Annotated in this window: 15 protein-coding genes; 8 read left to right on the top strand and 7 right to left on the bottom strand. The window is 64.1% G+C overall.

Annotated features, from left to right (window positions below; translation table 11 throughout):
- Positions 1–35 precede the first annotated feature (35 nt).
- A complete protein-coding gene (locus ACQPWU_RS56015) occupies positions 36–3,566 on the bottom strand; it encodes a DUF4082 domain-containing protein (protein ID WP_433435261.1) in 3,531 nt (1,176 codons plus the stop codon).
- Positions 3,567–3,823: 257 nt separating this feature from the next.
- Between ACQPWU_RS56015 and ACQPWU_RS56010 the strand changes: the two genes are divergently transcribed.
- Entirely contained in the window at positions 3,824–6,448 is a 2,625-nt protein-coding gene (locus ACQPWU_RS56010; RefSeq protein WP_433435260.1) for a hypothetical protein, read from the top strand.
- Positions 6,449–6,757: 309 nt separating this feature from the next.
- On the opposite strand, the gene ACQPWU_RS56005 is transcribed toward ACQPWU_RS56010, so the two are convergent.
- The 4 genes from ACQPWU_RS56005 to ACQPWU_RS55990 all read right to left on the bottom strand — a co-directional run bounded on the left by ACQPWU_RS56005 (position 6,758) and on the right by ACQPWU_RS55990 (position 9,375).
- Entirely contained in the window at positions 6,758–6,925 is a 168-nt protein-coding gene (locus ACQPWU_RS56005; protein WP_433435259.1) for a hypothetical protein, read from the bottom strand.
- Positions 6,926–7,104: 179 nt separating this feature from the next.
- Positions 7,105–7,938, bottom strand: a complete 834-nt coding sequence (locus ACQPWU_RS56000; RefSeq protein WP_433435258.1) for a class I SAM-dependent methyltransferase — start codon at positions 7,936–7,938, stop codon at positions 7,105–7,107.
- Between the two features lie 45 nt (positions 7,939–7,983).
- Complete coding sequence (locus ACQPWU_RS55995; RefSeq protein ID WP_433445540.1) at positions 7,984–8,829, bottom strand: FkbM family methyltransferase; 846 nt, start codon at positions 8,827–8,829, stop codon at positions 7,984–7,986.
- Between the two features lie 234 nt (positions 8,830–9,063).
- Positions 9,064–9,375 carry a hypothetical protein gene (locus ACQPWU_RS55990; RefSeq protein ID WP_433435257.1) on the bottom strand — a complete coding sequence of 104 codons (312 nt, stop codon included), beginning with the start codon at positions 9,373–9,375 and terminating at the stop codon, positions 9,064–9,066.
- 197 nt (positions 9,376–9,572) lie between these two features.
- Between ACQPWU_RS55990 and ACQPWU_RS55985 the strand changes: the two genes are divergently transcribed.
- From ACQPWU_RS55985 to ACQPWU_RS55970, 4 genes are all read left to right on the top strand, one after another.
- On the top strand, positions 9,573–10,745 hold the full coding sequence (locus tag ACQPWU_RS55985; RefSeq protein ID WP_433435256.1) for a glycosyltransferase: 1,173 nt from the start codon (positions 9,573–9,575) through the stop codon (positions 10,743–10,745).
- A 47-nt stretch (positions 10,746–10,792) separates the two neighbouring features.
- The gene (asnB, locus tag ACQPWU_RS55980; protein ID WP_433435255.1) at positions 10,793–12,637 is read left to right on the top strand and encodes an asparagine synthase (glutamine-hydrolyzing); all 1,845 of its coding nucleotides are present in this window, start codon (positions 10,793–10,795) and stop codon (positions 12,635–12,637) included.
- 661 nt (positions 12,638–13,298) lie between these two features.
- Positions 13,299–14,189: a glycosyltransferase family 2 protein gene (locus ACQPWU_RS55975; RefSeq protein WP_433435254.1), complete on the top strand. Its 891-nt coding sequence runs from the start codon at positions 13,299–13,301 to the stop codon at positions 14,187–14,189.
- 252 nt (positions 14,190–14,441) lie between these two features.
- Positions 14,442–15,725: a UDP-glucose dehydrogenase family protein gene (locus ACQPWU_RS55970; RefSeq protein ID WP_433445538.1), complete on the top strand. Its 1,284-nt coding sequence runs from the start codon at positions 14,442–14,444 to the stop codon at positions 15,723–15,725.
- Here the strand turns inward: ACQPWU_RS55970 and ACQPWU_RS55965 are convergent.
- Positions 15,713–16,747: an NAD-dependent epimerase/dehydratase family protein gene (locus tag ACQPWU_RS55965; RefSeq protein ID WP_433435253.1), complete on the bottom strand. Its 1,035-nt coding sequence runs from the start codon at positions 16,745–16,747 to the stop codon at positions 15,713–15,715. The two genes, ACQPWU_RS55970 and ACQPWU_RS55965, sit on opposite strands and share 13 nt — an antisense overlap.
- Before the next feature lie 370 nt (positions 16,748–17,117).
- Between ACQPWU_RS55965 and ACQPWU_RS55960 the strand changes: the two genes are divergently transcribed.
- From ACQPWU_RS55960 to ACQPWU_RS55950, 3 genes are all read left to right on the top strand, one after another.
- Positions 17,118–18,248 (top strand): glycosyltransferase, encoded by a 1,131-nt coding sequence (locus ACQPWU_RS55960; RefSeq protein ID WP_433435252.1) that lies wholly within the window; start codon positions 17,118–17,120, stop codon positions 18,246–18,248.
- A gap of 164 nt (positions 18,249–18,412) precedes the next feature.
- The gene (gene asnB / locus ACQPWU_RS55955; protein WP_433435251.1) at positions 18,413–20,302 is read left to right on the top strand and encodes an asparagine synthase (glutamine-hydrolyzing); all 1,890 of its coding nucleotides are present in this window, start codon (positions 18,413–18,415) and stop codon (positions 20,300–20,302) included.
- A complete protein-coding gene (locus ACQPWU_RS55950) occupies positions 20,299–21,588 on the top strand; it encodes a lipopolysaccharide biosynthesis protein (RefSeq protein WP_433435250.1) in 1,290 nt (429 codons plus the stop codon). Before asnB (ACQPWU_RS55955) ends, ACQPWU_RS55950 begins: the two co-directional genes overlap by 4 nt.
- A 293-nt stretch (positions 21,589–21,881) precedes the next feature.
- Here the strand turns inward: ACQPWU_RS55950 and ACQPWU_RS55945 are convergent, their stop codons facing one another.
- Positions 21,882–23,300, bottom strand: coding sequence for a hypothetical protein (locus ACQPWU_RS55945; RefSeq protein WP_433435249.1), 1,419 nt, complete (start codon positions 23,298–23,300; stop codon positions 21,882–21,884).
- Between the last annotated feature and the right edge of the window lie 120 nt (positions 23,301–23,420).

The raw sequence follows: 23,420 nt of genomic DNA, 5'->3' as shown, positions 1-23,420 counted from the left end.
GGGCCCACCGCCTTCCCCCGGTCCCCGGTCCCCGGTCAGGGGGAGAACACCAGGTCCACCCAGTAATTGCTCGAGTCGAAGGTGCTGGTCGGGAAGGTGCTCGTCGCGCCGTAGGTGTAGACGCCGTTGCCGCCCGATGCGCCGTCCGCGAGCGCGACGAGGGGGTTCCTGAAATACTGCGTGGTGAAGAACGGCCTGTTGACGGAGAAGAAGCCCGTCGGCGTGTGATAGGCGGCTATGTAGGTGGTGTTCGCGCTGATGGCGACGGGCGTCGAGAAGGCCACCTGCTGCCAGCCGGACGCGGTCTCGTTGGTGAAGGTGGCGCTCGCGAGGAGTTGACCGTCCGTGGTCCACAGGCTTCCCGTGTGGGTGCCCGTGTTCTGCGGGCCCTTGTAGAAGCGGATGCCCCGCACCAGGCCGCTCCTGGTCGCCTGGAACTTCACGCCGAGGGTGACCGCCCTGTTGTCCGCGGACTGGACGGCCGGCACCGCTGAGAGGTCCCAGAGGCTGCTCGACGGCACGAAGACCAAGTCGACCCAGTAGTTTCTTTCGATGTAGGTGCTGCTCGGGAACGTGGGCGTGGCCCCATAGCTGTAGACGCCGTTGCCGCCGACCGTTCCACTCGCGGGAGCGGTGAGCGGGCCGTTCGCGTAGCTGTCATCGAAGTAGAAGGACGACACGGCATACCGGCCGACTGTTGTGTGATACGAGGCGACGTACGTGGTGCCGGCGGCGATGACGACGGGAGCGGAGAACGTCACCTGCTGCCAGCCGGACGCGGTCTCGTTGGTGAAGGTTGCGCTGGCGAGCAGCTGGCCGTCGGCGCTCCACAGGCTTCCGACGTGGGTGCCGGTGTTCTGCGTGCCCTTGTAGAAGCGGATGCCCTGCACGATGCCGCTGGTGGACGCCCTGAACTTGACGCCGAGCGTGACGGCCTTGGTGTCGCCGGCGATGGTCGAGGGGGTCGTCGAGTTGTCCCAGAGGCTGCTCGACGGCACGTAGTCCACGTCCACCCAGTAGTTGCTTTCGTTAATGGTGCTGGTCGGGAACGTGCTCGTCGCGCTGTAGGTGTAGACGCCGTTGCCGCCGGCGACCGCCTTGCTGGCTGGAGCGGTGAGCGGGCCGTTCGTGTACTGCGTGGTGAAGTAGTGCCGGTCCACCGAGAAGTGCCCATTCGGGGCGTGGTAGGAGGCCACGTACGTGGTGCCGGCAGTGACGGGGACGGGTGTGGAGAAGTTGACCTGCTGCCAGCCCGACGCCGTCTCGTTGCTGAAAATCGCGGTGGCCAGCAGCTGGCCCGTGGAGCTCCACAGGTTGCCGGTATGCGTACCCGTGTTGCCGGCTCCCTTGTAGAACCTGATCCCGCGGATGTAGCCCGGGCTGCTGGCCCGGAACTTCACGCCGAGTTCGACGGCGTTCGGATCGTTCTGCGAGGTGATGGTCGGCACGGTCGTGGATGGCCACAGCGTGCACGGCGGGCAGTTCAGGCCGACCGTGACCGTCCGCTGCGTGGTCGTCGTCTGGATGTTGCCGATGTCGTCGACGGCCCTCACCATGATCGTCACTGGGCCCGCGGTGGCCGGCGTCGTCCAGCTGAACTGCCAGTTGGTCCGGCCCACCGCCTGCCGCCACTGGTTGCCACCGTCCACGGAGACCTCGACCGCGGCCACCACGCCGCCGCCCGTGTCGGTCGCGGTGCCCTGTATCTGGGTGAGCGTTGCCGTCGAGACGACGCCGTTGCTCGCCGGGTTGGTGATCGCCGCAGTGGGCGGCGCCGTGTCGGTGGACGGGATCGCGGGCACCAGACCCGACTGGATGCTGGCGGGCTGCAGGCCCATGTCGGCCAGAAGGTTGACGGTCGCCTGCTGCATGTTGATGTTGGCGGGCGGGCCCGGATTGTCGTGGACGGCGTCGAGGCCCCACGCCCACTGGACGGTCCCGGCCCCGAACACGTAGGTGCCGTTGGAGGTCCGGTAGAGCGTCAGGCTGTGAGTGGCGGTTCCCGCTCCGTACGTGGCGCCGAAGTCGAGCAGGTACAGCGACGAGGTCGTCACGGTCGTCCTCGAGAATCTCACCAGGCCGAACGGGCTGAACTGGTCGTCGGGGGCCTCGTCCCATTCGTAGCCGAGCGTGCCCGTCGGGAAGACGGCAGTCTGCCCCGGCTGGAGGTTGGCCACCGACGTGTTCCGCCACAGTCGCATGCTGGCGAACTCCGAGGGCACGGTGATGGCGTCATTCGCGCGCCCGTTGATGCGGAACAGCGTCCCGGTGAGCGCGTTCTCCGGCCTGCCGCCGTTCGACGGTGGGGAGAAACGCGGGTCACGCCAGGTCCCCGTCCACTGCGGGGAGGGGTCGATCTTGGCGTTCGCCAACGTCTCCTTGTAGCAGACGAGCGTGCGGAAGGGGGTGTTGGTGCCGTCGATACTCGCTTCCCAGCGGGTCTTCCAGAAGACCTCGTTCCCGGAGAAGAAGGTCAGGTTGACCCCGCCGTCCCTGGCGGCCTGGACGTTGTCCCGCATGTCGTCGGACCAGTACTCGTCGTGGCCGGACGACATGTAGACCTCGTGATTCAGCAGTTGCCCGGGCTTGGAGGACGTGTCCACGGTGCTGAAGTAGCTGACGTCGTAGGCGTTGGCCTCGATCCAGCGCACCATGGGGTACTCGTCGTTGAAGAACCTGCTGCGGGTGTCGTAGGGGCGGTTGAAGCTCACCTTGTACGCACGGTTGTCCGGCGAACCGCGATAGAGGCTGTTGCCGCCGTAGCGGTTGTACGCCTGCCAGGTGGAGTCGGAGGCCTGGATCAGGAGTTGGGAGTTCCTGGCGTCGTCACGTATGACGAAGATCATTTGGCTCATGCCGGAGACGCCGTCCTCTCTGATGAGGTTGGCGATGTAGACGCCTGAGACGGCGGTGGTCGGCACCGGCCACGACGCCGACTCGGCCCAGTTACCGCAGTCGATCAGTCCGGTCGTCGTGTCGTTCAGGCAGTCCGGCTGTGACTGGGGAAGGGGCACGGAGGGTTGGACGGTCGCCATTTGCCGGGCACCCAAGCCGCTGTAGTAGCCGAGCCTGAAGATCTCGATACGGTAGTCCGTGGCAGCGGTGCTCACCTTGAAATGAACGGTCTCGCCCTTGTTCACGCTGGCCTGCGTAGGGAAGCCGGAGATGAACGCGTTCTGAACGGACAAGTCCCATTGGCTCGGCGGGTTGCCGGGCAGGCTGTTCTCGATGCAGATGACGGAGTCCGGCGGGCAGTCGGCCCGCTTTTTCTTGGCCCGCGCGGATGCGGCCCTGATCCGCTTGCGGAAGGCAGCGGAGTTTTCCTTCGGTTTCATGCCCGGCAGCCGTGGGAAAGCCGTCTCGGAGAGCTGGTTCTCCGGCTGCTCTGCGCTGTGCGAGTGGTCCGCGGACGTCAGCGCCGCCGACGGTGGCGGCGTCGGTGGCGCGGGCGGTGAGTCGGGGCCCAGCAGGCTGATCAACGACACCACGCCGCCGCCGAAACCGACGAGCGCCGTCCGCAGCAGCCGCCGCGTCCAGCGACTGGCACTCTTCTGGTTGTGTCGCACGAAGCCTCCGGTAGCCATCCATCGCCGTAGCCAGATGGGAAGGAGTTTGGCGACGCGGCCCGCCGGGGAACATTCTGGATGACCTCATGATCCGATGTTTTTGCCGTCACTTTCTTGCGCCCTAAACCAGCGAACCCGACACGGCCGAATCACGCGGATACGTGCCGGCCCGCGCTGCTCACAGAGGGTTTCATCGCACCGTCCTGCTTCGTTACGGCGTTTCTGGAACAGACCTGGCGTTTTTGGCGGCCTGTGTCGTGCTCGCTCTCGTGCTTTCCGGCCTGCTGCTCGTGCTGCTGTTCCGGCTGGGTGCGCTGCCCATGCTCGCCCTCGGCCTGATGGTGATGGCGGTCAACGCGATGACCAGGCGCGGACCGCTGTGGCCGGCGATGGTCGCGCTCGGGATGACGGTCGCCGCGGGCAGGCTCCTCGCCTCTGCTCTCGCTCACGACCTTGTTAGGGAATGGCAAGGACTCCCCCAGTGGCGAGGGTCCTGGACTCGTGATGATCCTCAGCGCGGACACACTCCATTCATGGCCACATCTCAACAAGGATCGCTAACAAACGTCCAACCAACGTGGCTCCCTGGACAGAGGGAACATTCCGTTCGCTCCGGGTGGGCGCGGCGTGCCTTTGACTGGCTGCCGGGGGTGCTCACGCTCGGCTTCACTGCGGCCGTGCTGAATCGCTATGGCGTTTCCGTCTCGGATATGGCTTTCTACAGTGCGTATCTTGTGCTGTGTGTCGCGCTCCCGGGCCTGCTCTTGATCCGTGCCCTCTATGGTGGCACGCGCACTCTCGCAGAGGAGTTGGCGCTTGGTCTCGCGCTCGGACTCGCCGTGGAACTGGCGGTCTACATTCCGGCCCGGGCGGCGGGATCTCCGCTGCTTGTCCTGGTGTGGCCGATCGCCACGTACATCATCTTCCTCGCCGTGCCTCGGCTTCGCACGCACTGGAAAGCCGGCCCCAGGTCCTCCTCCCCGCTCTGGTGGCCATGGGCGCTCGCACTGATCGTCTGCTATCTCGTGGCCGAGAGTGCCTATAAACACTTCGGCGCCGAACCGCTCACCTGGCCGGCATTGGCGCAGTCTTCTCCTGTCGACACCTCTTATCACCTCGGGCTCATCGGTGAGTTGAAGCATCACGTGCCGCCGATGAATCCCGCAGTCGCCGGCGAACCGCTTCTTTATCACTGGTTCGTGTACGCGCACTGGGCCGCCGCCAGCTGGATAAGCGGAGTGGAGCCCATGGTGTTGCTGCTTCGACTGGGCGTGCTGCCCATGCTGGCCGCGTTCGTCGTCCTGGTCGCGATGCTTGCACGGCGGGTGATCGGATCGTGGATGGGCGCCGTGCTCGCTGTCGTGGTCACACTCGGCCTGGGTGCCCCCCGCTTGTTCCTCGGCTCATTCGCGGCGTTCACCTGGGGCGGAATCCGCGATGCCGCATGGACAAGCCCCACGTTCACCTTCGGGTCGCTGCTGCTCGTGCCGATCGTCCTGATCTCGGTCGATCTGCTCGGGCGGCGCAGGAACGACCTCGCGGTATGGCTTCTCCTGGGCGTCTTCCTCATGGCGGTGATGGGTGCCAAGGCCACCTGTCTGCCCATGCTCGTCGTGGGGCTGGCAATGGTGACGGCGGTGACGTGGTGGAAGCGGCGCCAACTGCTGTGGCCCGCGCTCGCCGCGCTCGGGATGACGATCGCCTGCCTGCTTTTCGCGCAGTTCGTGCTCTTCGGCGGGGCTCGGCAGGGAATGCTCATCGCGCCCTTCTCCTACATGGGAACCATATGGCATGACCTGACCGGCACGTCAGTGGACATCCAGCCACCGCTGATGTCCTTGTTCGGCGTGGCAGCGGTGTACCTGCTGGCGTGGGCTGTCACATGGAGCCCGGTCCTCGGACTGCTGAGTCGGCCATGGTTGCTCATCCGCTCCGACGTGGTGCTCATGCTCGGTATAGCCGCTGCCGGCCTCGGCGCGGTGGTCATGTTCGACCATCCGGGCAGGAGTCATTTGTACTTCCTGTGGGGGTCGTTTCCTTATCTCGCGATCATCGCGGTGTTCGGGGCCTTCGTCATGCTGCGGCAAGCACGCGTGCCGCTCCGCGTAACCCTGTGCGCGATCGGCGCAGGACTGGTCGGCGCCTACGCCATCCCCGTCCTGTGGGGCCTTCGACCGCCGCTCGACCCCGGCCAGCTGGACACCGTCTACGTACCATATGTCGCGCTGGTGGTCGTCATCGCACTAGGGGCCACGGCTGTCGTGGCCACGAGGTCGGGGCTCCGCGGATGGGCTCTCGTAATCTCGGCGGTCGCTGCCATTGGTCTGCCTGCTGCCTACCACGTACGTGTTTTCACCTTCTTGTCACGCGGTGGCGAGGAAACGTCCGCCTCCGCGGCGCAGGCGTCGGCGATTCCGCAAGGCGTTCTGGCAGCGGCACGATGGATTCGCGCCCACTCGGCCCCTGACGATCTGGTCGCCACGAACGTGCATTGCCGGTGGGGCTACGAGAACCCATGCGACGGCCGGCAGTTCTGGTCTTCCGCGCTGACCGAGCGGCACATGCTCGTCGAAGGGTGGACATACACAGTAAAGAATGTGGAAAGCTGGAAACCAGGGCAATTGGCCCGGAACCAGCCCTTCTGGGATCCGGAACGACTCGAGGCGAACGAAGCGGCCTTCCAGTCGCCGTCACCAGGCACGATCCAGCGTCTGCGAGTGCAGTACGGCGTGCGCTGGCTCCTGGTTGACGAACGCCGGCTGCCCCCAGGCTCCCGGCTGGGGGAGTTCGCCGAACTGCAGTACCGTGCCGGCGACTACGCCGCTTACCGGCTCCCCGCATCGGACAGGATAGCCGTGCCTCAGCCCGGATCCGCGGCTTGATCTCTCTTGATCACCGTGTCGGTCCAAACCCTCGATGAGCAGGGGCTCTCGCACGTAGGGTCCCGGTTCCGCGGCGTGATGGACCAGCCATGCGCGAGTCGCGGTCTGTCCGTGGGTGAAGGGTCGGGGGCTGGAGTGGCGCGGGCGCTGATGGTGGCCCAGCGGACAGCCTGCGCTCGGACAGCACACGTAGACGCTTCCCACTCCGCGGACGGGACGGGGGAGTGATCGTGACGAACGACTCCAAAACTGTGCCCTACCTGCGCGAACGAGCAGGTAGGGCACGGGAAATCGATGGTTTCGGGAGCATCACCCGGCGCGGGCAGAGGATGACAGCGCCCCTCCCGGGATGTTGGTGTGCACCAGCAGCCACGTGCGCGCCCGCTGGTCATGTCCGTCCACACGGCTGATCGCGATACCAGGGCGCCCTCCGATGCCCACCTGGCCGGCCAGCCACGTCTCGAGATCGTCGGTCATGGGACGCCACGTTCCGGCACCATCATCCGCAAGGTGCCGGGGGCCTTCGCCCCGATGTCGAGCTCGGCACCGCCGTTTCCAGACGAGGCAGCCAGCCTGCTACCGGCCGGTCCTGACAGCCGCCAGGACCGGACTTCCACCGGTGAGCTTGTTATCCCGATCAAATGCACCTGTGTGCTTCATGATCGATCTGGCGCCGGCGCCTCAAATACATACTCGTTGCAGCCGAGTCCACCGGCACACGTTGTAAGGTGCCGGAGCTCGAAATGACGCTCCCGGAGGAACGCGAACACCTGCTCCGGTTTTGCCACTTCGAAAGGAAAGCCCCCCATCCAGTCGATTAGATCGTGTCTCCTCGACATGCCTCGGCGCGTGACCTCACGCGGGGCGGATGCTCCGGCCGCGGCCCGTATCAGGCGTCCCGCAAGGCCGCGGCTCCGGAAGTACGCGTCACCGGACAGGATCAGGGACTTCCGCATCAGCGGACCTGCCTGTACATATTGGCGCTTGAGCCGCCACCATAGCCGGCTGGCGGAACCTTGGTCGTTGTAGATAGCGATGTACAGCAGTCCCGCTGGCTTGACCAGGGAGGCGGCGACGTTGATCGCCCGCCACATGTCTCCGGTGTGGTGCAGAACTCCCCAGGAGTACACCACGTCGTGGCGACCGAGCCCTTGGGTGTAGTCGTCGTCCAGAATCGAGCCCTGCTCCACGATCCAATCGCCGGCAGGGGCGAACCTGCGACGCAATTCCGCTGACGCGGCGACCGACATGTGATCGTAGTCGAACGCGCGGACTCTCGCGCCGAGCTGGTGAGCGGCCAGCGAGAAGAGGCCGCTGCCGCAGCCGACGTCCAGGAAGGAGAGGCCGGTGAGATCGTTGATTCCGAGCGCCCGGGTCAACGATTCCTTTGCCTTTCCGATGCGGGTCTCGTCCACCAGTTTGACATAGTCCAGCCAGTTGTCGCCGAAAGCGAACCGGGCCTCATCAGAATTCTTGCAGCTCGTGGCCATCAGGTCATTCCAATCGTGCTCAAGGTCGCAGCGCGACTAAAGAGTTTATGGGATGGTTTCCGATACGCGAGGACGTGGGGTTATCAAGAAGTTGTGATCCCCGCCCGGATGCCGATAGCCGTCACCCGCCGGAAGCAGACGCTCTTCGCGTACGTGGTAGAAAAATTCGTAACCGAACTTTCCAGCCATCTCCGTGATCTCGTCCAGAGCGCCCTGGTTCAGGCACTCGGCGACTATATGGGGCTGATGCCACTTGATGACATTCGACATGCCCTCGAGCACGCGCGTTTCCAGGCCTTCGACGTCAATTTTGACCAGACCGACCGGTAGGTTTTCGAGGGCCTGGTCGCCGGTGGTCACCTCAATGCGGACAACGGCCTGTCCCGCCGCAACGGGAAGCAGGCTCGCGGCGCTGTTGTCAGAAGGGACGCTGAGTTCAGCGTGACCACACGATGAGGACAGTGCCTTGTTCACCACGGTCACCCGCTCGGCCAGATCGTTGGCGACAATGTTCGCCATCAGGCTCGGGAGCATCTCTGGATTTGGCTCGAAGGCCACCACTCTCAGCCGAGGGTTCGCGATGCAGGCGAGAATCGAGTAGATACCTGAATATGCTCCGACGTCGACGAAGACGTCAACGTCCTTCGCCAGTTCGAAGAGCAAACGCTGCGTCGACCGCTCCCAGTCCCGCATATCTGTCCATACGATACGCCTGGCCAGGAGATCGGTTGTGGATACTGAATGGTAGAAAAACGGTGTGCCGTCGGGTGCATGCAGCTTCCAGACGCCGGAAGGATGAAGTCTCCGCCAAACGGTGGAGGACAAGTGGCCGCGAAGTGCAGCCTCGCGTACGAGTCGCTGAACGGGGGCTCTGAGGATAAGGTGACGCATTCCCAGTAGGAGCCGCTTCGACAGCATATGTTCCTCTGATTGTATTACGAAAAGGACTTCCGCGTAGGAAGATACTCCAACCAGAGGACGGATATCGTGTTCGCCGGTCAACGGCGGACGCGACTTCGGTAAAGGATAACGTACGGTGTGGCTCATCCGCTGGGCGAGCGTTGTGTTTCAACGGCGCCGGCTTTGACGGAGGCTGATGTGTCCCGAGTTCGGTAGAGCCGACCGTCAAACAGCTCTCCCACGACCTGGGGATCCGCGATTCTGATCCGCCCGGTGCACGCCGGCGTGCGCGAAGTCTGCTGCGTGCACGCCGGCGTGCGCGAAGTCTGCTGCGTGCACGCCGAACTCATCCTGGGCCGCGGCATCAGCGTCGACACGGCGCGATGGCCAGATGTGGGTCACCGACATCACCGAGCATCCGACACGTGAGAGCAAGGAGTACTGCTGCGTGGTGCTGGACGACGACTCGCGGCGCGCAGCCCCCGGGTCGATCGACTCGACGCGGACCGCCACCTTGGTGACCAGCGCAATGGGCATGGGCATCAAAATCGCAGCCGGCCGGGCGGGAAGCCACGCACAGTAGCCATTCCCAAACCCGAGTCAGACCCAGAATCTGGTCATCGTTGTCACGTATCGCCGTGACCTGCGGCGACACGCCTTATGCGGCCTTGACCATGGTCGTAGTGGGAGACACCCTCGGTAACGAATCATCTCAGCTGGATTCTCATTGAAGGGTGGTGACCGTGGCACCCTGCCTACGAAGGCGCTTGGCGCCCAGGCACCGAGTTGCCCTCTGGCGAGTCGCGTTCCTGATCAACGAGTTGAAGCTCGGGGGAACGGAGACCCAGGTGTGCCTGCTGGCCCGAGAGCTCCGAGCGAGGGGGACCGACGTGCATGTGCTGGTCCTGCGAGGGGGAGGCGCTCACGTGGCCGCATTGCGCCTGGCAGGGATCCAGGTGCACGAGATCGGTTTCGCCACCTCAGGATCATGGCCTGCGGTGCTGGCCGGCGCCCTGAAGTCGGGAGCCACCCTTGTCCGGCTGCTGCGGCGGCTGAAACCCCAGGTACTTCATGCGTTTCTGTACCGCAGTTACGTTCTGGGGCCGCCGGCCGCCCGTCTGGCAGGGGTTCCTATCGTGGTCGCAGGCAGGAGGAGTCAGAGCTTCTTCAAGCAGGGGCGACGATGGGTCTTCGCGCTGGAGAGGGCTGCAACCCAGATGACTGATCATGTCATCGCCAATGCCGTCGCAGTCGCTGAGGACGCCCGCACGCTGGAGCGGGTTCCGGCACACAAGTTGAGCGTGATCTACAACGGCCTTCCGGCGTCGGCATACGAACGGATCGCGGCCGCCCAGATTGACACATGTCTGCCCGTGATCGTGTGCGTGGCCAATCTCCTGCCAGTGAAGGGACATCATTTCCTCCTCCAAGCCGCGGCGATGCTCTCACAGAGGGGCCGGGCCTGCACCCTGGTGTTTGTCGGCGAGGGACCGGAGCGGGAAAAGGTTGAGAGAGAGGCGTCCGATCTCAAGGTCGACGTTCGGTTCACGGGGCCTGTCACCGATACGAGAGGTCTCCTCGCACGCGCGGACGTGGTGGTTCTTCCCTCCCTCCACGAGGGCTTGAGCAATGCGATCATGGAGGGGATGGCGGCCGGCCGGCCCATCGTCGGTACCGCTGTAGGTGGGACGCCTGAACTGCTGGATGGCCGTGGGCTCCTTGTTCCTCCGGCCGACTCCAAGGCGCTGGCGGATGCCGTGTGCCGGCTCCTCGACGATCCCGAGTTCGCCGCTTCATTGGCGGGTACGGCACGCGCGTGGGCTCGCAAGAATCTCGACGCCACGGTCTTCGCCGATGAGCACGTGAAGCTGTACCAGCGACTCTTGGAGGCCCGATGTGTGGGATAGCCGGTATGGCGTCCACCTTGTGCTCCGCCCCAGACCTCGTCAGCCGCATGTGCGAGGTGATGGTCCACCGCGGTCCCGATGGCGCCGGCTTTCACAGCGACGACTACGCGGCGCTCGGCATGCGCAGACTGGCGATCATCGATGTGGCGAAGGGAGATCAGCCCGTCTACAGCGAGGACGAGAATGTTGTGGCGGTGTTCAACGGTGAGATCTACAACTTCCGCGAGCTCCGGCAGGAGCTGACACTCCGTGGACACCGACTGAGCACCGAGGGAGATTCCGAATGCCTCGTGCACCTTTATGAGGAGCACGGTCCCGATCTGGTCCACCACCTCAGAGGAATGTTCGCCTTCGCCATCTGGGACCGTGCCCGGCAACGTCTGGTCCTGGCGCGGGATCGCGTCGGGAAAAAGCCGCTCTACTGGCGGTCCGATGGCCATTCGATCTGGTTCGGGTCGGAGTTGAAGGCGCTGACGCGGGATCCTGGGCTGCGCCGGGAGATAGACCTGGTCGCGCTGGATCACTACCTCACTTACCTGTACGTCCCTGCTCCATGGTCGATCTACGAGGGAGTTCACAAGCTACCTCCGGGCCATGTGCTCATCTGGGAGAAGGGGAAGATCACCATCCAGCGCTACTGGCGGTTGGACCGTACGCCGCGGGCGGCAGTGGACGAACAGGAGGAAGAAGAGCGACTGCGCGAGCTGTTGCTGGAGTCGACCCGGATCAGGATGGTGAGCGAGCGGCCCATTGGAGCGTTCCTCTCCGGCGGAATCGATTCCTCGGCGGTGGTGGCGGCCATGGCCATGCAGAGCAAGGAAAGAGTGAAAACGTTCTGCATCGGCTTCGAGGACAGTCGGTACGACGAGCGTCACAAGGCGAGATTGATAGCAGATCGCTACGGCACCGAGCATCACGAGCTCGTCGTCACGGGCAATCTGCTCGATGTCCTGCCCGGACTGGCCTGGCACTTCGACGAGCCGTTCGCCGATTCATCAGCGATTCCCAGTTTCTGGGTGGCGAAACTGAGCCGACAGCATGTCACCGTCGCACTGAACGGTGACGGTGGCGATGAGTGTTTCGGAGGGTATCGGCGTCACGTACTCATGTCGCGAGCCCGTCGTATTCCGGTGATGCCGCCCAGGCCCGCCGCCGCGGCAGCGCTCGTCGGCTCTGCCATCGTGGCACGGACCGCCGCGGGCACGCGGCAGCGGCGGCTCGGTCAGATGCTGCAGTTCATCGCTGAGCGTCCCGCAAATCGGTATGCCCGCCTGATGTCGTGCCTCGGTCCCGAGCAGAAATGGGCGATCTACAGCGACGAGCTGAGGAGCGCCTTGGCCGGTGCGGACGCCTATCGAATGCTGGAGCAGATCTTCCGGGAGTCGTCCGCCGAGAACGATCTCGGACGGATCCTCGACGTCGACACTCTCGCCTATCTGCCCGGTGACCTGCTGGTCAAGGCCGACATCACCACGATGGCCCATTCCTTGGAGGCCAGGTCTCCGTTCCTGGATCACCATCTCATGGAGTGGGCGGCGAGTCTGCCGAGCGCGTTGAACGTGCGGAGATTCGAGACCAAGCGCCTGCTGAAGCGGGCCGTCGCTCCGTGGATACCGGAGGAACTCCTCCGGTATCCCAAGAAGGGGTTCGGCGTGCCCCTCGCCAGATGGCTACGGGGGGAGTTGCGGGAGATGGCATTTGACCTGCTCACCGATACCACCGCCCGCAGCCGAGGGCTCTTTCGAGCGCCGGCTGTCCGGTCGTTGCTCGATCGTCACATGAGTGGCGCGGATCACGGCTCTCAGCTGTGGGCGCTGTTGCAGTTGGAGCTGTGGCACCGGGCGCACGAGGTGCCGAGCCGGGGACCTGCTTGCGGGCACGTGCCGCGCTGACGGCTTGTCCCCATGCTGGACGGCTGGCTGGCGGTGGACGAAGACCATCGCCGTGTCAGCCTCCGTGAACGTCGGCTCGATGCGCCAGGACTTGTTCGCAAATATGTCTATGAGCGTCCAGCTCGGATGGTTCCAGGCTATTTGAGATGTATATCTAAGTACGGTCCGAAAAAGCGCTGCTGTTGGCACGGTGCGCCTTCGGGGCTTCTGGGCCGAGAGATGCTAGCTTGATGGGAAAGGTCACTCATGGCAATCCTTCAGGATCATTCCGTGAAAGCTTGAGGTCTCGCCTTTCCGGCCAATATCAGGCCCGTGCGACGAAGTGGGCGGCGTAGAAACTCCAAACCTGAAAAAGACATTTGAAGTAAGCGGCGCGACCATCGAACGATCAGCGATATTTCGCGCAGTTGGCTTTGGGTTCGCGCTCGGTCCTGAACCCGAACTGCGCCGTCGAATTGTGTGGAAAATGCCGCGCCTTTGCGCTCCGCTGTCAGATGGGCATGAACCTACTGAGCGCGGAGCCGAAACTCGGAAGGAGGGGTCCCCGCGTGAGCTCGTCAAGTATCACGTGGCCGGCGACGCTGCGGTCTTTCCGCGTCGCGGTGCCTATCGTGTCTCGACGGGAGCCAATTGCTCTGAGGATCGATGACGGGAGCAGTTCATGCTTGTAACCGTTCTCACGCCCAGCTTCAACCGGGCAGAGTACCTGCCGGAGCTGTATCGAAGTCTCCTGACCCAGGACGTTGATCTGGAGTGGCTGATCGTCGACGATGGTTCGCAGGACGACACCGAGGAGGTCGTCCGGGAGCTCAAAGCGCAGAGTCCGTTTCCGATTCGCTATCGACGGCAGCCCAATCTCGGTAAGCATTGGGCATTGAATCATGGGGTCGCGGTAGCCGAAGGCGAAGTGATCGCCCAGGTGGACTCGGACGATCTGATGTGCCCTGGAGCCCTGCGCCGGCTCCTCGAGCACTGGCGTGACGTCTCCGACCCTCGCGTCATAGGGCTCTTGGGGCACTGCGTGGATGAGTCGGGCCGTTTGATCGGAACCAGGTTTCCGAGCGAGCCGATCGACGCGAATTGGCAAGAAATGACATACCGATATAGGGTTACAGGGGATAAGTCGGGAATCTTCAGGACTGACATTCTTCAAGCTCATCCGTTTCCGGAAGTTTCGGGCTATGTTGCCGAGAGCGTTGTCTGGAGACGGATAGGACGAAGATACCTGACGCGCCATGTCAATGAAGAGATCGTCGTCTGCCGGGCGTCCGCGGCAAACCGCATCACCGGACGCCCTTTCGCAGAAGTAGCTTCCGGGGCGAAGTTGCAGCACGGTATCACCCTGAGTGACGACATCGCATGGCTTCGCTCGCGGCCGGCAGCGTTTTGCAAGGCGGCGGTCCACTACTCGCGAGCCTGTTTTCATCTGAAGGAGCCGGTGTGGTCTCGCGCCCTTGAATTGGACGTCGCGATTTCCAGGGCCATGGTTCTCGGCGGCGTGCCGCTCGGGTGGCTCCTCTATCAACGGGATGTCCGGCGCTCCCTACGTTGAGATATCTCGTGTGGGCTTCCACCATTCCCTGGCGCGAGCGTCGACCTCGGGCACAACGGCAAATTAACGGCTCTCTGATGAACGAGCGGCGAGAACACCGGAAGCACCGATACGGGGCCGACGGAGATCGCTGATCAAGAGGCCGGCAGACATGGCGAAGAATCGATAGAGGGAGATACCTTGCAGCAAGACATCGCAACGAGCGCCCGAGCCGAGTCGTCGCAATCCCGGGAATCGCCGGGCTGCCTCCGTATAAGCGTCATCGGCTGTGGGTATCTGGGTGCAAGCCACGCCGTGGGCATGGCGCAACTCGGCCACGACGTCATCGCCCTTGACATCGACAAGGACAAGATCGCCGCTCTGTCGGCCTGTGAACTCCCCTTCTTCGAGCCCGGTCTCGGCGAGTTGCTACGCAAGAGCGTGGAATCCGGCCGGCTACGCTTCACCACCAGCTATGACGAGATCGCCGGGTCCGACGTCCATTTTGTATGCGTTGGAACGCCACAGCTCGCCGGCTCATTCAACGCGGATCTGCGATGGGTCGAATCGGCGTTCGTCGAGCTGGCGCAGCGGGTAACCGAACCGGCAATCATCGTGGGTAGGTCAACGGTACCCGTGGGAACAGCGCGGCGCATGGCGGACGTCGTGCGAGGCCACGGGAGCCGCGCCGAGGTGGCGTGGAATCCGGAGTTCCTTCGCGAAGGACGCGCGGTTGAGGACACGCTCCAACCTGCTCGTCTTGTCTTCGGCGTGGAGTCGCCGCAGGCAGAGCAGCTGCTTCGGGCCGTCTACCGGCCGATCATCGAGGACGGCAGTCCTGTCGTGGTCGCCGATTACGCCACCGCCGAGCTGGTCAAGGTTTCGGCGAACGCGTTTCTCGCGACGAAAATCTCCTTCATCAACGCCATAGCACAGATATGCGAGGCGACAGGCGCTGACGTCCTGCGGATCGCCGAGGCACTCGGCTATGACAACCGGATCGGCCGCGACTTTCTCGGTCCTGGACTGGGTTTCGGCGGCGGCTGCCTCCCCAAGGACATCCGTGCCCTATACGCGTGTGCGGCAGATCTCCGTCTCGCCGACGTCGCCACGTTCATCAGGCAGATCGACGTCATCAACGCGAGCAGAAGGGACCGCGCGCTTTCCCTCGGGCGGGAGCTCCTGGGTGGCTCCTATGCGGAGAAACGCGTCTGCGTCCTCGGCGCCGCCTTCAAACCGAACACTGATGACGTCCGAGACTCTCCCGCGCTGGCAGTGGCAGTCGCCGCTCATCAAGAGGGCGCGCGGGTCGTCGTGCATGACCCCGTCGCCACGGAGAGTGCGAGGGGAGTGCATCCCGAGATCGAGTACGCCGATCGCATCGTCATGGCCGCACGGGACGCCGATCTCATCATGCTGCTGACGGACTGGACCGACTTCGCGGACATTGATCCCGTCCAGCTCAGCGGCGTCGTGCGATGCCGCAACATGCTGGACGGGCGCAACGTCCTCACACCGGAACGCTGGCGTTCGGCGGGCTGGACCTACCGAGCCTGACGGCCGCTCGAAGTCGCCGACATGATGGTCGCTCTGCTTCGAGAGGCTGACTCCACTTGTCTCGTCAACCCGGTGCGCAGGTCGATTGTGGGTTGATATCCGATCACGTCCTTCGCGCGAGAGACGTCGGCATGCGTTTCACGCGCCTCACCGGCCTGTGCCTGCGCGAATTCGAGGGGTACCGGTCGGCCGACGATGTCGCCGACGAGGTTGGCCACATCGAGCACCGATGTCGTGACGCCTGTGCCGATGTTCAACACCTCGGCCTCGACATCCGCGTCCATGGCCATCAGGTTGGCCCGTACGATGTCCGCCACGAACGTGAAGTCCCTTCGCTGCTTCCCGTCGCCCAGAACCGTAAAAGGTCTCCCGGACAGCGCCGACTCGATCAGCTTGCTTATCAGCATGTCGCCACGTTGCCGGGGACCATAGACCGTGAAGTAACGCAGGGCCACGACGGTTGGCCCCGATGGTGTACAGCGGGCGTGGGCGAGAGCCAGCTGCTCCGCTGCGAGCTTCGTCACCCCGTAGGGAGACAAGGGGGCGGGCAGGTCTCCTTCGGTTACCGCTCCATCGGGCGCACCGCCGTACACGCTCGACGAAGAGGACACCACGACACGGCGAACCCCGGAACGGGCAGCCGCTTCCATCAGGAGATGGGTGGCGACGATGTTGCTCGTCGTATAACTGGGGAACTCCGCTCCCCATGACGAGCGAACCCCGGGTCGAGCAGCGACGTGAAAGACGGTATCGGCTCCCTCGAATTGCGGCTCCAGAGGTATGTCCGCGAGATCGCGGCGAACCAGGGTGAAGAGCTCACTGTCCATATTGGGCCGGAGGTTCCGCTCCGTGATCTCGGTCGGGTGCCCCTGGCAATGGTCGATTCCCACCACATGATGGCCTTGGTCCAGCAGCGTCCTCGTGATGTGGGAGCCGATGAATCCGGCGACACCCGTCACCACGATGCGTTTCCCCGGCGTTGTCTTCGAAACGTCTACCGAGGAGGCCGTTGCGCGCGTCATGGAATTTCCTCCACTGTCTCGAGAATCTCTTGTCAGGGGGTCTGCTAAATACTCTGCCAGGCAATCGTGCCGAGAATGAGCGTAGGCAACTTTCCGGCGGAGGCGTGTCGCGACGCGCTCGGACGCCAGGCATGCCAGGGGCGCGTCGCCGAATCGAGCACCGTCAACTCTCCTTAATCGTTTCGGCAAGATTGCGCGGTTTTTGCTCGCCGTATTCGGGTCTCCTGGAGATTCCCGGATCATGCTGTACAGGTGGCCGATCCAGCGCCGCTGTTTCTGTTGTGCGCGGTCCGCGAACCGATTACCAAAAGCGGTGGGCGGGTGGACGTGCTGATTACATGATGAGAGCAACAGGTCGAAAGGCTGAGTCATGCCGAAACGAGACCGTTCGGTTCTCCGCCGTGTCACACTTCTCATCGGGCAGTTGGGACGGGGAGGCGCCGAGAGGCAGATAGTTCTGCTTGCACAGGGCCTGCACGCCAGGGGCATCGAGGTTCATGTGCTGCTCATGTCCAAGGGCGGACCACATGAAATGATCCTCCGTGACGCCGGGATCAAGGTGCGTCGTCTCGGTTTTGCTCGCAGGGCGTCTGGAGCGCCTGATCTGCTGCGATGCTTGCGGGGTTTCGCGCGCCTCATCCTCTATCTGCGGAATATCCGCCCCGAGGTTCTGCACGCATACCTCTTCGAGTGCCGCCTTCTAGGGGCCCTTGCGGCTCGGCTGGCCGGCGTTCCGGTCATGGTCGCCGGCTGGCGCAACGCCGGCGAGCCACGGCGGCGGAGCGTGCTAGCACTTGAACGAGTAGCGGGCCGGATGACCGATCATGTTGTGGCGAATGCCGTCGCCGTGGCCGAGGAAGCGCGCGCAGTCCTGAAGGTCCCAGCACGCGAGCTGAGTGTGATCTACAACGGTCTCCGACCCTGCGCGTTCGATGAGGTCGAGCCGCAGGGCGTCGACACCGGCCTGCCCGTGGTGCTGTGCGTGGCGAGCCTGTCGTCGCAGAAGGGGCACCGTTTCCTCCTCGAGGCTGCTTCGTTGCTGCAACGGCGAGGCCGGCCGTGCACGTTCGTACTCATCGGTGAAGGTCCGGAGCGTCGCCGCTTGAATGGGCTGGCGCGCGAGTTGGGCGTGGACGCTCGATTCCTTGGAGAACGCCCGGATGTCCAGGCGTTTCTGGCCCGTGCCGACGTGATGGTTCTTCCTTCGCTGTGGGAAGGAATGAGCAACGCCGTTATGGAGGCAATGGCCATGGGACGGCCGATCGTCGCCACCGCGGTAGGCGGCACACCCGAACTGCTGGAAGATCGTGGTCTTCTGGTCCCGGCCCGTGATGCTGAAGCCTTGGCCGACGGCATCGCCCGTGTTCTCGACGACCCGGATTTCGCGGCCGCGCTGGGACGCGCCGCCTGCGCCTGGGCGCGCAAGAACCTCGACGCCGATGCCATGGTCGATCAGCACATCCAACTCTATCGACGGCTCGTGGACACGCCTTCGCGATGAAGGGTGACCTTCACTACGGATCGTAAGATCGTATGCGTTCTCCGTTAAGTGGTGAGGTGCGGACGGGCTTCGCGCTACATGCCCATGACGCCTCTTCCGATCGGCGGAAGGGAACCGGGGTCGGACCGGCACGTCGCCCTATCCCGACGATTTCTGGAGGCCTTATGTGCGGTATAGCAGGTGTCGTCTCCTCCGCAGGCGTCAACCCCGAGCTGGTGCGGGACATGTGTGAGGTCATCAGCCACCGTGGGCCGGACGGCGAGGGCTACCATGTGGAGCCCACCGCCGTACTAGGCATGCGCCGCTTGGCGATCATCGACGTCGGCGGCGGACAGCAGCCCGTCTCCAACGAGAACGGCACCGTGGTCGCCGTCTTCAACGGTGAAATCTACAACTTCCCAGAATTGCGCCGAGACCTCCTGGCGCGGGGGCATCACCTGACCTCGGCGGGCGACTCCGAGTGCCTGGTGCATCTCTACGAGGAGTACGGTGACGATCTCGTGCACCGGCTCAGGGGAATGTTCGCCTTCGCAATCTGGGATCGGCCCCGGCAACGCCTGCTCCTCGCCCGTGATCGCCTCGGGAAGAAGCCCCTTTACTGGCATGTCGGTCAGTCGTCCATCCGGTTCGCGTCGGAACTGAAATCCCTCCTGCTCGATCCCACAGTGCCCCGTGACGTGAACCTGGTCGCCCTGCACCACTACCTCACGTATCAGTATGTCCCGGCGCCTTGGTCGATCAGGGAAGGCGTCTGCAAGCTCGCTCCCGGCCACCTGCTCGTGTGGGAGGGAGGCACCGCGGAGGTGCGCCGATACTGGCAGCTGGACTCCACCCCGCGCCTCGTTACCGACGAGCGAGCGGAGGAGGAGCGCCTTCGCGAGCTGCTGCTGGAGGCGACCAGGATTCGGATGGTCAGCGAGCGCCCGCTCGGCGCGTTCCTCTCCGGCGGGATCGATTCATCGGCCGTGGTGGCCGCGATGGCCATGCAGTCGAGCGAGCGCATAAAGACCTTCAGCATCGGCTTCGAGGACGCCCGCTTCGACGAGCGCAGCCACGCCCGATCGCTGGCCAGACATTACGGCACCGACCATCACGAATTCGTGGTCACGCCCGATCTCCTCGACATGCTGCCACGCCTCGCCTGGTACTTCGACGAGCCGTTCGCCGATTACAGCGCCATCCCCAGCTTCTACGTCGCCCAGCTCAGCCGCGAGCACGTGACGGTCGTGCTCAACGGTGACGGCGGCGATGAGTGTTTCGGCGGCTACCGACGTTACGTCCTCGCTGCTCGGTCGGCGAGGATTCCCATGGCTCCGCCCTCCGTCGCTCCCGCGCTGGCCAGGATTGGTGCCAGGCTCGCCCGGCGCAACTCGCAGCTCCTGCGACGGCGGGCAGGAAGAGCACTGCAATACCTGAGCCAGCCCGCACCTCGGCGACACGCACAGCTCATGTCATCCTTTACTGCCGAGCAGAAGACCTGGCTCTACAGCGAATCACTCCGCTCGCGGCTGCGCGAGATCGACAGCCACACCCTGCTCGACGACGCTTACCTATCCTCGAAGGCCGGCACCGGTCTGGGCCGCATTCTGGACGTCGATGTCAACACCTATCTTCCCGGGGACCTCCTCGTGAAGGTCGACACCACTACGATGGCTCACTCGCTCGAAGCGCGCTCACCACTGCTCGACCATGCGCTCATGGAGTGGGCCGCGGGGCTGCCCGTCGACCTCAAGGTCCGGGGAGGCGAAACCAAGCGGATCTTCCGGAGAGCTGTCGCATCGTGGCTGCCGGATGAGCTCGTCACCCGGCCGAAACAGGGCTTCGGCGTCCCACTCGCGGCGTGGCTCCGGGGGGAGCTACGCGAGCTGGTCTTCGACACCCTTACCGATCACTCAGCGAGAACCAGGGGCTACTTCCGGCCCGAAGCCGTTCTCCACCTGCTCGAGAGCCACCAGAAGGGCGCATCCCACAGCGGCAGGATCTGGGCGCTTCTCCAGCTCGAACTGTGGCATCGTGCCCATGAGCGCACAGAGGCCAGGTGCCCCGCACCGTGATCTCTTCGCACACCTCGCCTGACACCCCATCACGAACCTCGGACAAGGCGAAGGTCGCCTTGTCCATGGCCACTCAGGTGCTCCGGCTGGTCCTGGGCATGGCCACCGGCGTGCTCCTCGCTCGAGCGCTCGAGCCGGAGGGCCGTGGCGTGTACGCCGTAATCACCACCACGGGGATGACCGCGATCATCATCGGCCATCTCTCTGTGCCCTACTCGCAGATCGCCTTCTGGAAGGACGGCCTGCTGAACCGGGTTCTTGCGGCGAACGGCCTTCTTCTCGGTCTGGTCTCGGGTTCCGTGGCCGCGATCTCCGCTCTTGCCTTGAGCCCGATCATCCTGCCGGAAGCGCCTGTCCTGGTCGCGGCAGCACTGACGGTGGTGCCCCTGGGCGTCATCATCAGTAACCTGCGCGGCATCCTTTTGCTCCAGGGACAGGTGAACCTGGTAAACCGGAGCAACCTCATCTCAGCCTTGATCCAATGCGTGGGGATGGCGTTGCTGGCCGTGATCGGTCACGTGAACATCGCCGCCGTGATCGCTCTGTGGTGCGTGTTCACAGCCGCTCCGCTGTTCCTGTATGTTCGAGCGCTCCGCCCGCGCCTCGCCCATGCCGATCGAGGCCTCGCGCTGCGCCAACTCGGCTTGTCCTGCCGCTATCACGGTGGCCCGATCGCTGTGCACCTGCTGATCACGTGCGATGTATTCCTGCTTAACGCGATGGTCTCGCCGTCGGAAACTGGGCTCTACACCGTGGCGGCCAGCGTGCTCGCGCTCGCCTATGTTCCTGCGGACGCCATAACAATGGTGGTGCTCCCGCGGCAGGCCAGCGACGACCCGACGGGCTCCAAATCCGCCACCGCTCGCGCACTCTGGGTCACCCTGTTGTCATCCTCTGCGTGCGTGGGGTTGCTCGCTGCGGCGTCTCCCATCATGGTTCCCTTCGTGTACGGCGACGCATACGCGAAAAGCGTCACCTCCATCTTGCTGCTGGCTCCGGGAGTGGTCGCGCTGTCCATGGTGAGGCTGACAGAGCAGTATCTGGTCCGGCTCCGTCGTCCCCTGTCGATGGCCGGAATCTGCACCGGGGCGCTCATCTTCAACGTCGCTCTCAATCTTTTTCTCATCCCCCGCTGGGGCGCGGCCGGCGCCGCCGTCTCGTCAACCCTGTCCTACGGCTTGCTGGCGCTTACCGAGTTCGCGTGGTTCCGCCGAACGCACCGGACTTCCTGGCGCCGAGCAACCGATGAACACAAGGTCGAGACTTCGCGTGCATCTGGCGCATAGATCCGCTTGATCTTGGTGTTCCCGCCTTCGGTGCCGCCGTTGCGGTTGGCCAAGGTGACGGGCGCTCGGACAGCATCGCGGTCCTGGTCAAGGCCACGGAGGAAGGCATGAGATGAGGGAGACCGGCGGTGGGCCAGGCGGCGTGGTGAGATGGGCAGGCGGTCGGCTTCGATCCGGCCTCGGGTGATGCAGTTGAAGCTCCCCTGTAGCCGAGGCGCGGTGACCCACGCAGATCGGCACGGACCTCGCGCGGATCCGTTGGGCGATGCAGGAGATCCTGGTCAAATGCTAGATCAGCTGAGGGGAATCCTTGCGGATGCGGCAGGATCCTCGGCTTCAGAGGCAAGGGCCTGGGACTGCTCTCGAGGAATCCGGCTCCACGCCACCGCGGACAGCACACTGGTGACGAGGACGATAGGGATGCGCTGGCGGAAGATCAGCCCGATGTTGGCCATGGTCGTGGCATAGGCGATCGTGCCGGGCACGATGAAGAGCAGGAGCACCAGAAGTGCCCTGCGGTTACGGCGCCAGAGCTGGGAGGCGCCGCGTGCCGCGTAGAAGAGTAGAAAGTACCAGATGACCACGTCGATCTTGCCCAGTTGAAGCGCGAGGCTGCCCTGCGTCCACAGGAACGGCGACAGGACCGTATAGACCAGTTTCGGCCCGAGCGCACTCCAGGGGTCACCGCCGTCGTCGAAAGTGACTCCAGACCCTCCGTCGGCGTTGGCTCGGCGGATGTCCTCGGACTGACCGCTGTCCAGTTGCTGCTGCATCTGCTCGAAGGGTGTGTCGTCGAGGACGCCGCTGACGAAGAGCATGACCACGGCCAGCAGCGCGCTGAAGGCGAACAGCTTGCGAATGGACACGTTCGACCGGGAGATCATCACTCCGAAGAGCAACGGTATGGCGCACATGAAGACCATGTAGGGACGCACGTACCACAGGCACCACAACAACGGTGCCACCAACAGGAGCCTGCCCATCCTGAAACGCTTGGCGAGGGAAGCGGCGATGCCGACGCAGGAGACCACGAGGAAGGCGTTGAACCCGTCCTTGTACATGTCCGAGGTGTGCATGAGGAACGCGGGCATGAAAGCGGTCAGGAGCAGAAGGCGAAACGCCGCACGGTCGTCGGCTCCCATCAGCCTGGCGAACCTGTAGACGACGACGCAGAGGACGCAGGCGAGGAGCGCGACGACAGCTGTGCAGGCCACCGGTGCGGGCCCGCCGCACAAGTAGATGATCACGGCGAAGACGTTGCACGGAACGGCGACGGAATAAAGCGAAGCGATTTCGTCGGACGTGACGAACGAGAAACCCTCGAGCCGCCAGTAGCTCACGATCTGCATGGCCCGGGCCTCGTAGCCGAGGTTGTCGCCACCGTACTCGATGAGGCCGGCGCGAAGCACCAGGACATGAACGATCAGTCGCACGGCGAAGGCGAGGAGCAGAACCGGCAGCACCCGCCTCGCCGCCACCGCGTCCAGGTTCGCTGTGACCAGCAGAACGAGCGCCAGGGCTGCGGCGGCGACGATGACATATTCCATGAGAGCGACCTTCTGGCACAAGTAACACGGCGACGACGACGCTAGCGCCGAGGGTCGCTCCACAGTGCTTTCCGCAGACGGGCATGGCTCGCTGATTACCCCGCTTTGTGAATTCTTTTCGACAAGGCCGCTTTCCCGGTGAAGCCCGTGTCGAGGGCGCGTCACAGGACTTAGGGAAAGTAAGCACCGACTGCCCGACGATCACGTCTAGGTAGGGAGCGAGAAAACATTTCACCACTCACCGCGACGGCATGAGCGGAACTGACCGATTCCCTAGCTAGCTTC

The sequence above is a fragment of the Nonomuraea sp. CA-141351 genome, from assembly GCF_050944675.1.
In the GTDB taxonomy this organism is placed as follows: Bacteria; Actinomycetota; Actinomycetes; order Streptosporangiales; family Streptosporangiaceae; genus Nonomuraea.
This window is presented reverse-complemented; position numbering and strand designations above follow the sequence as displayed.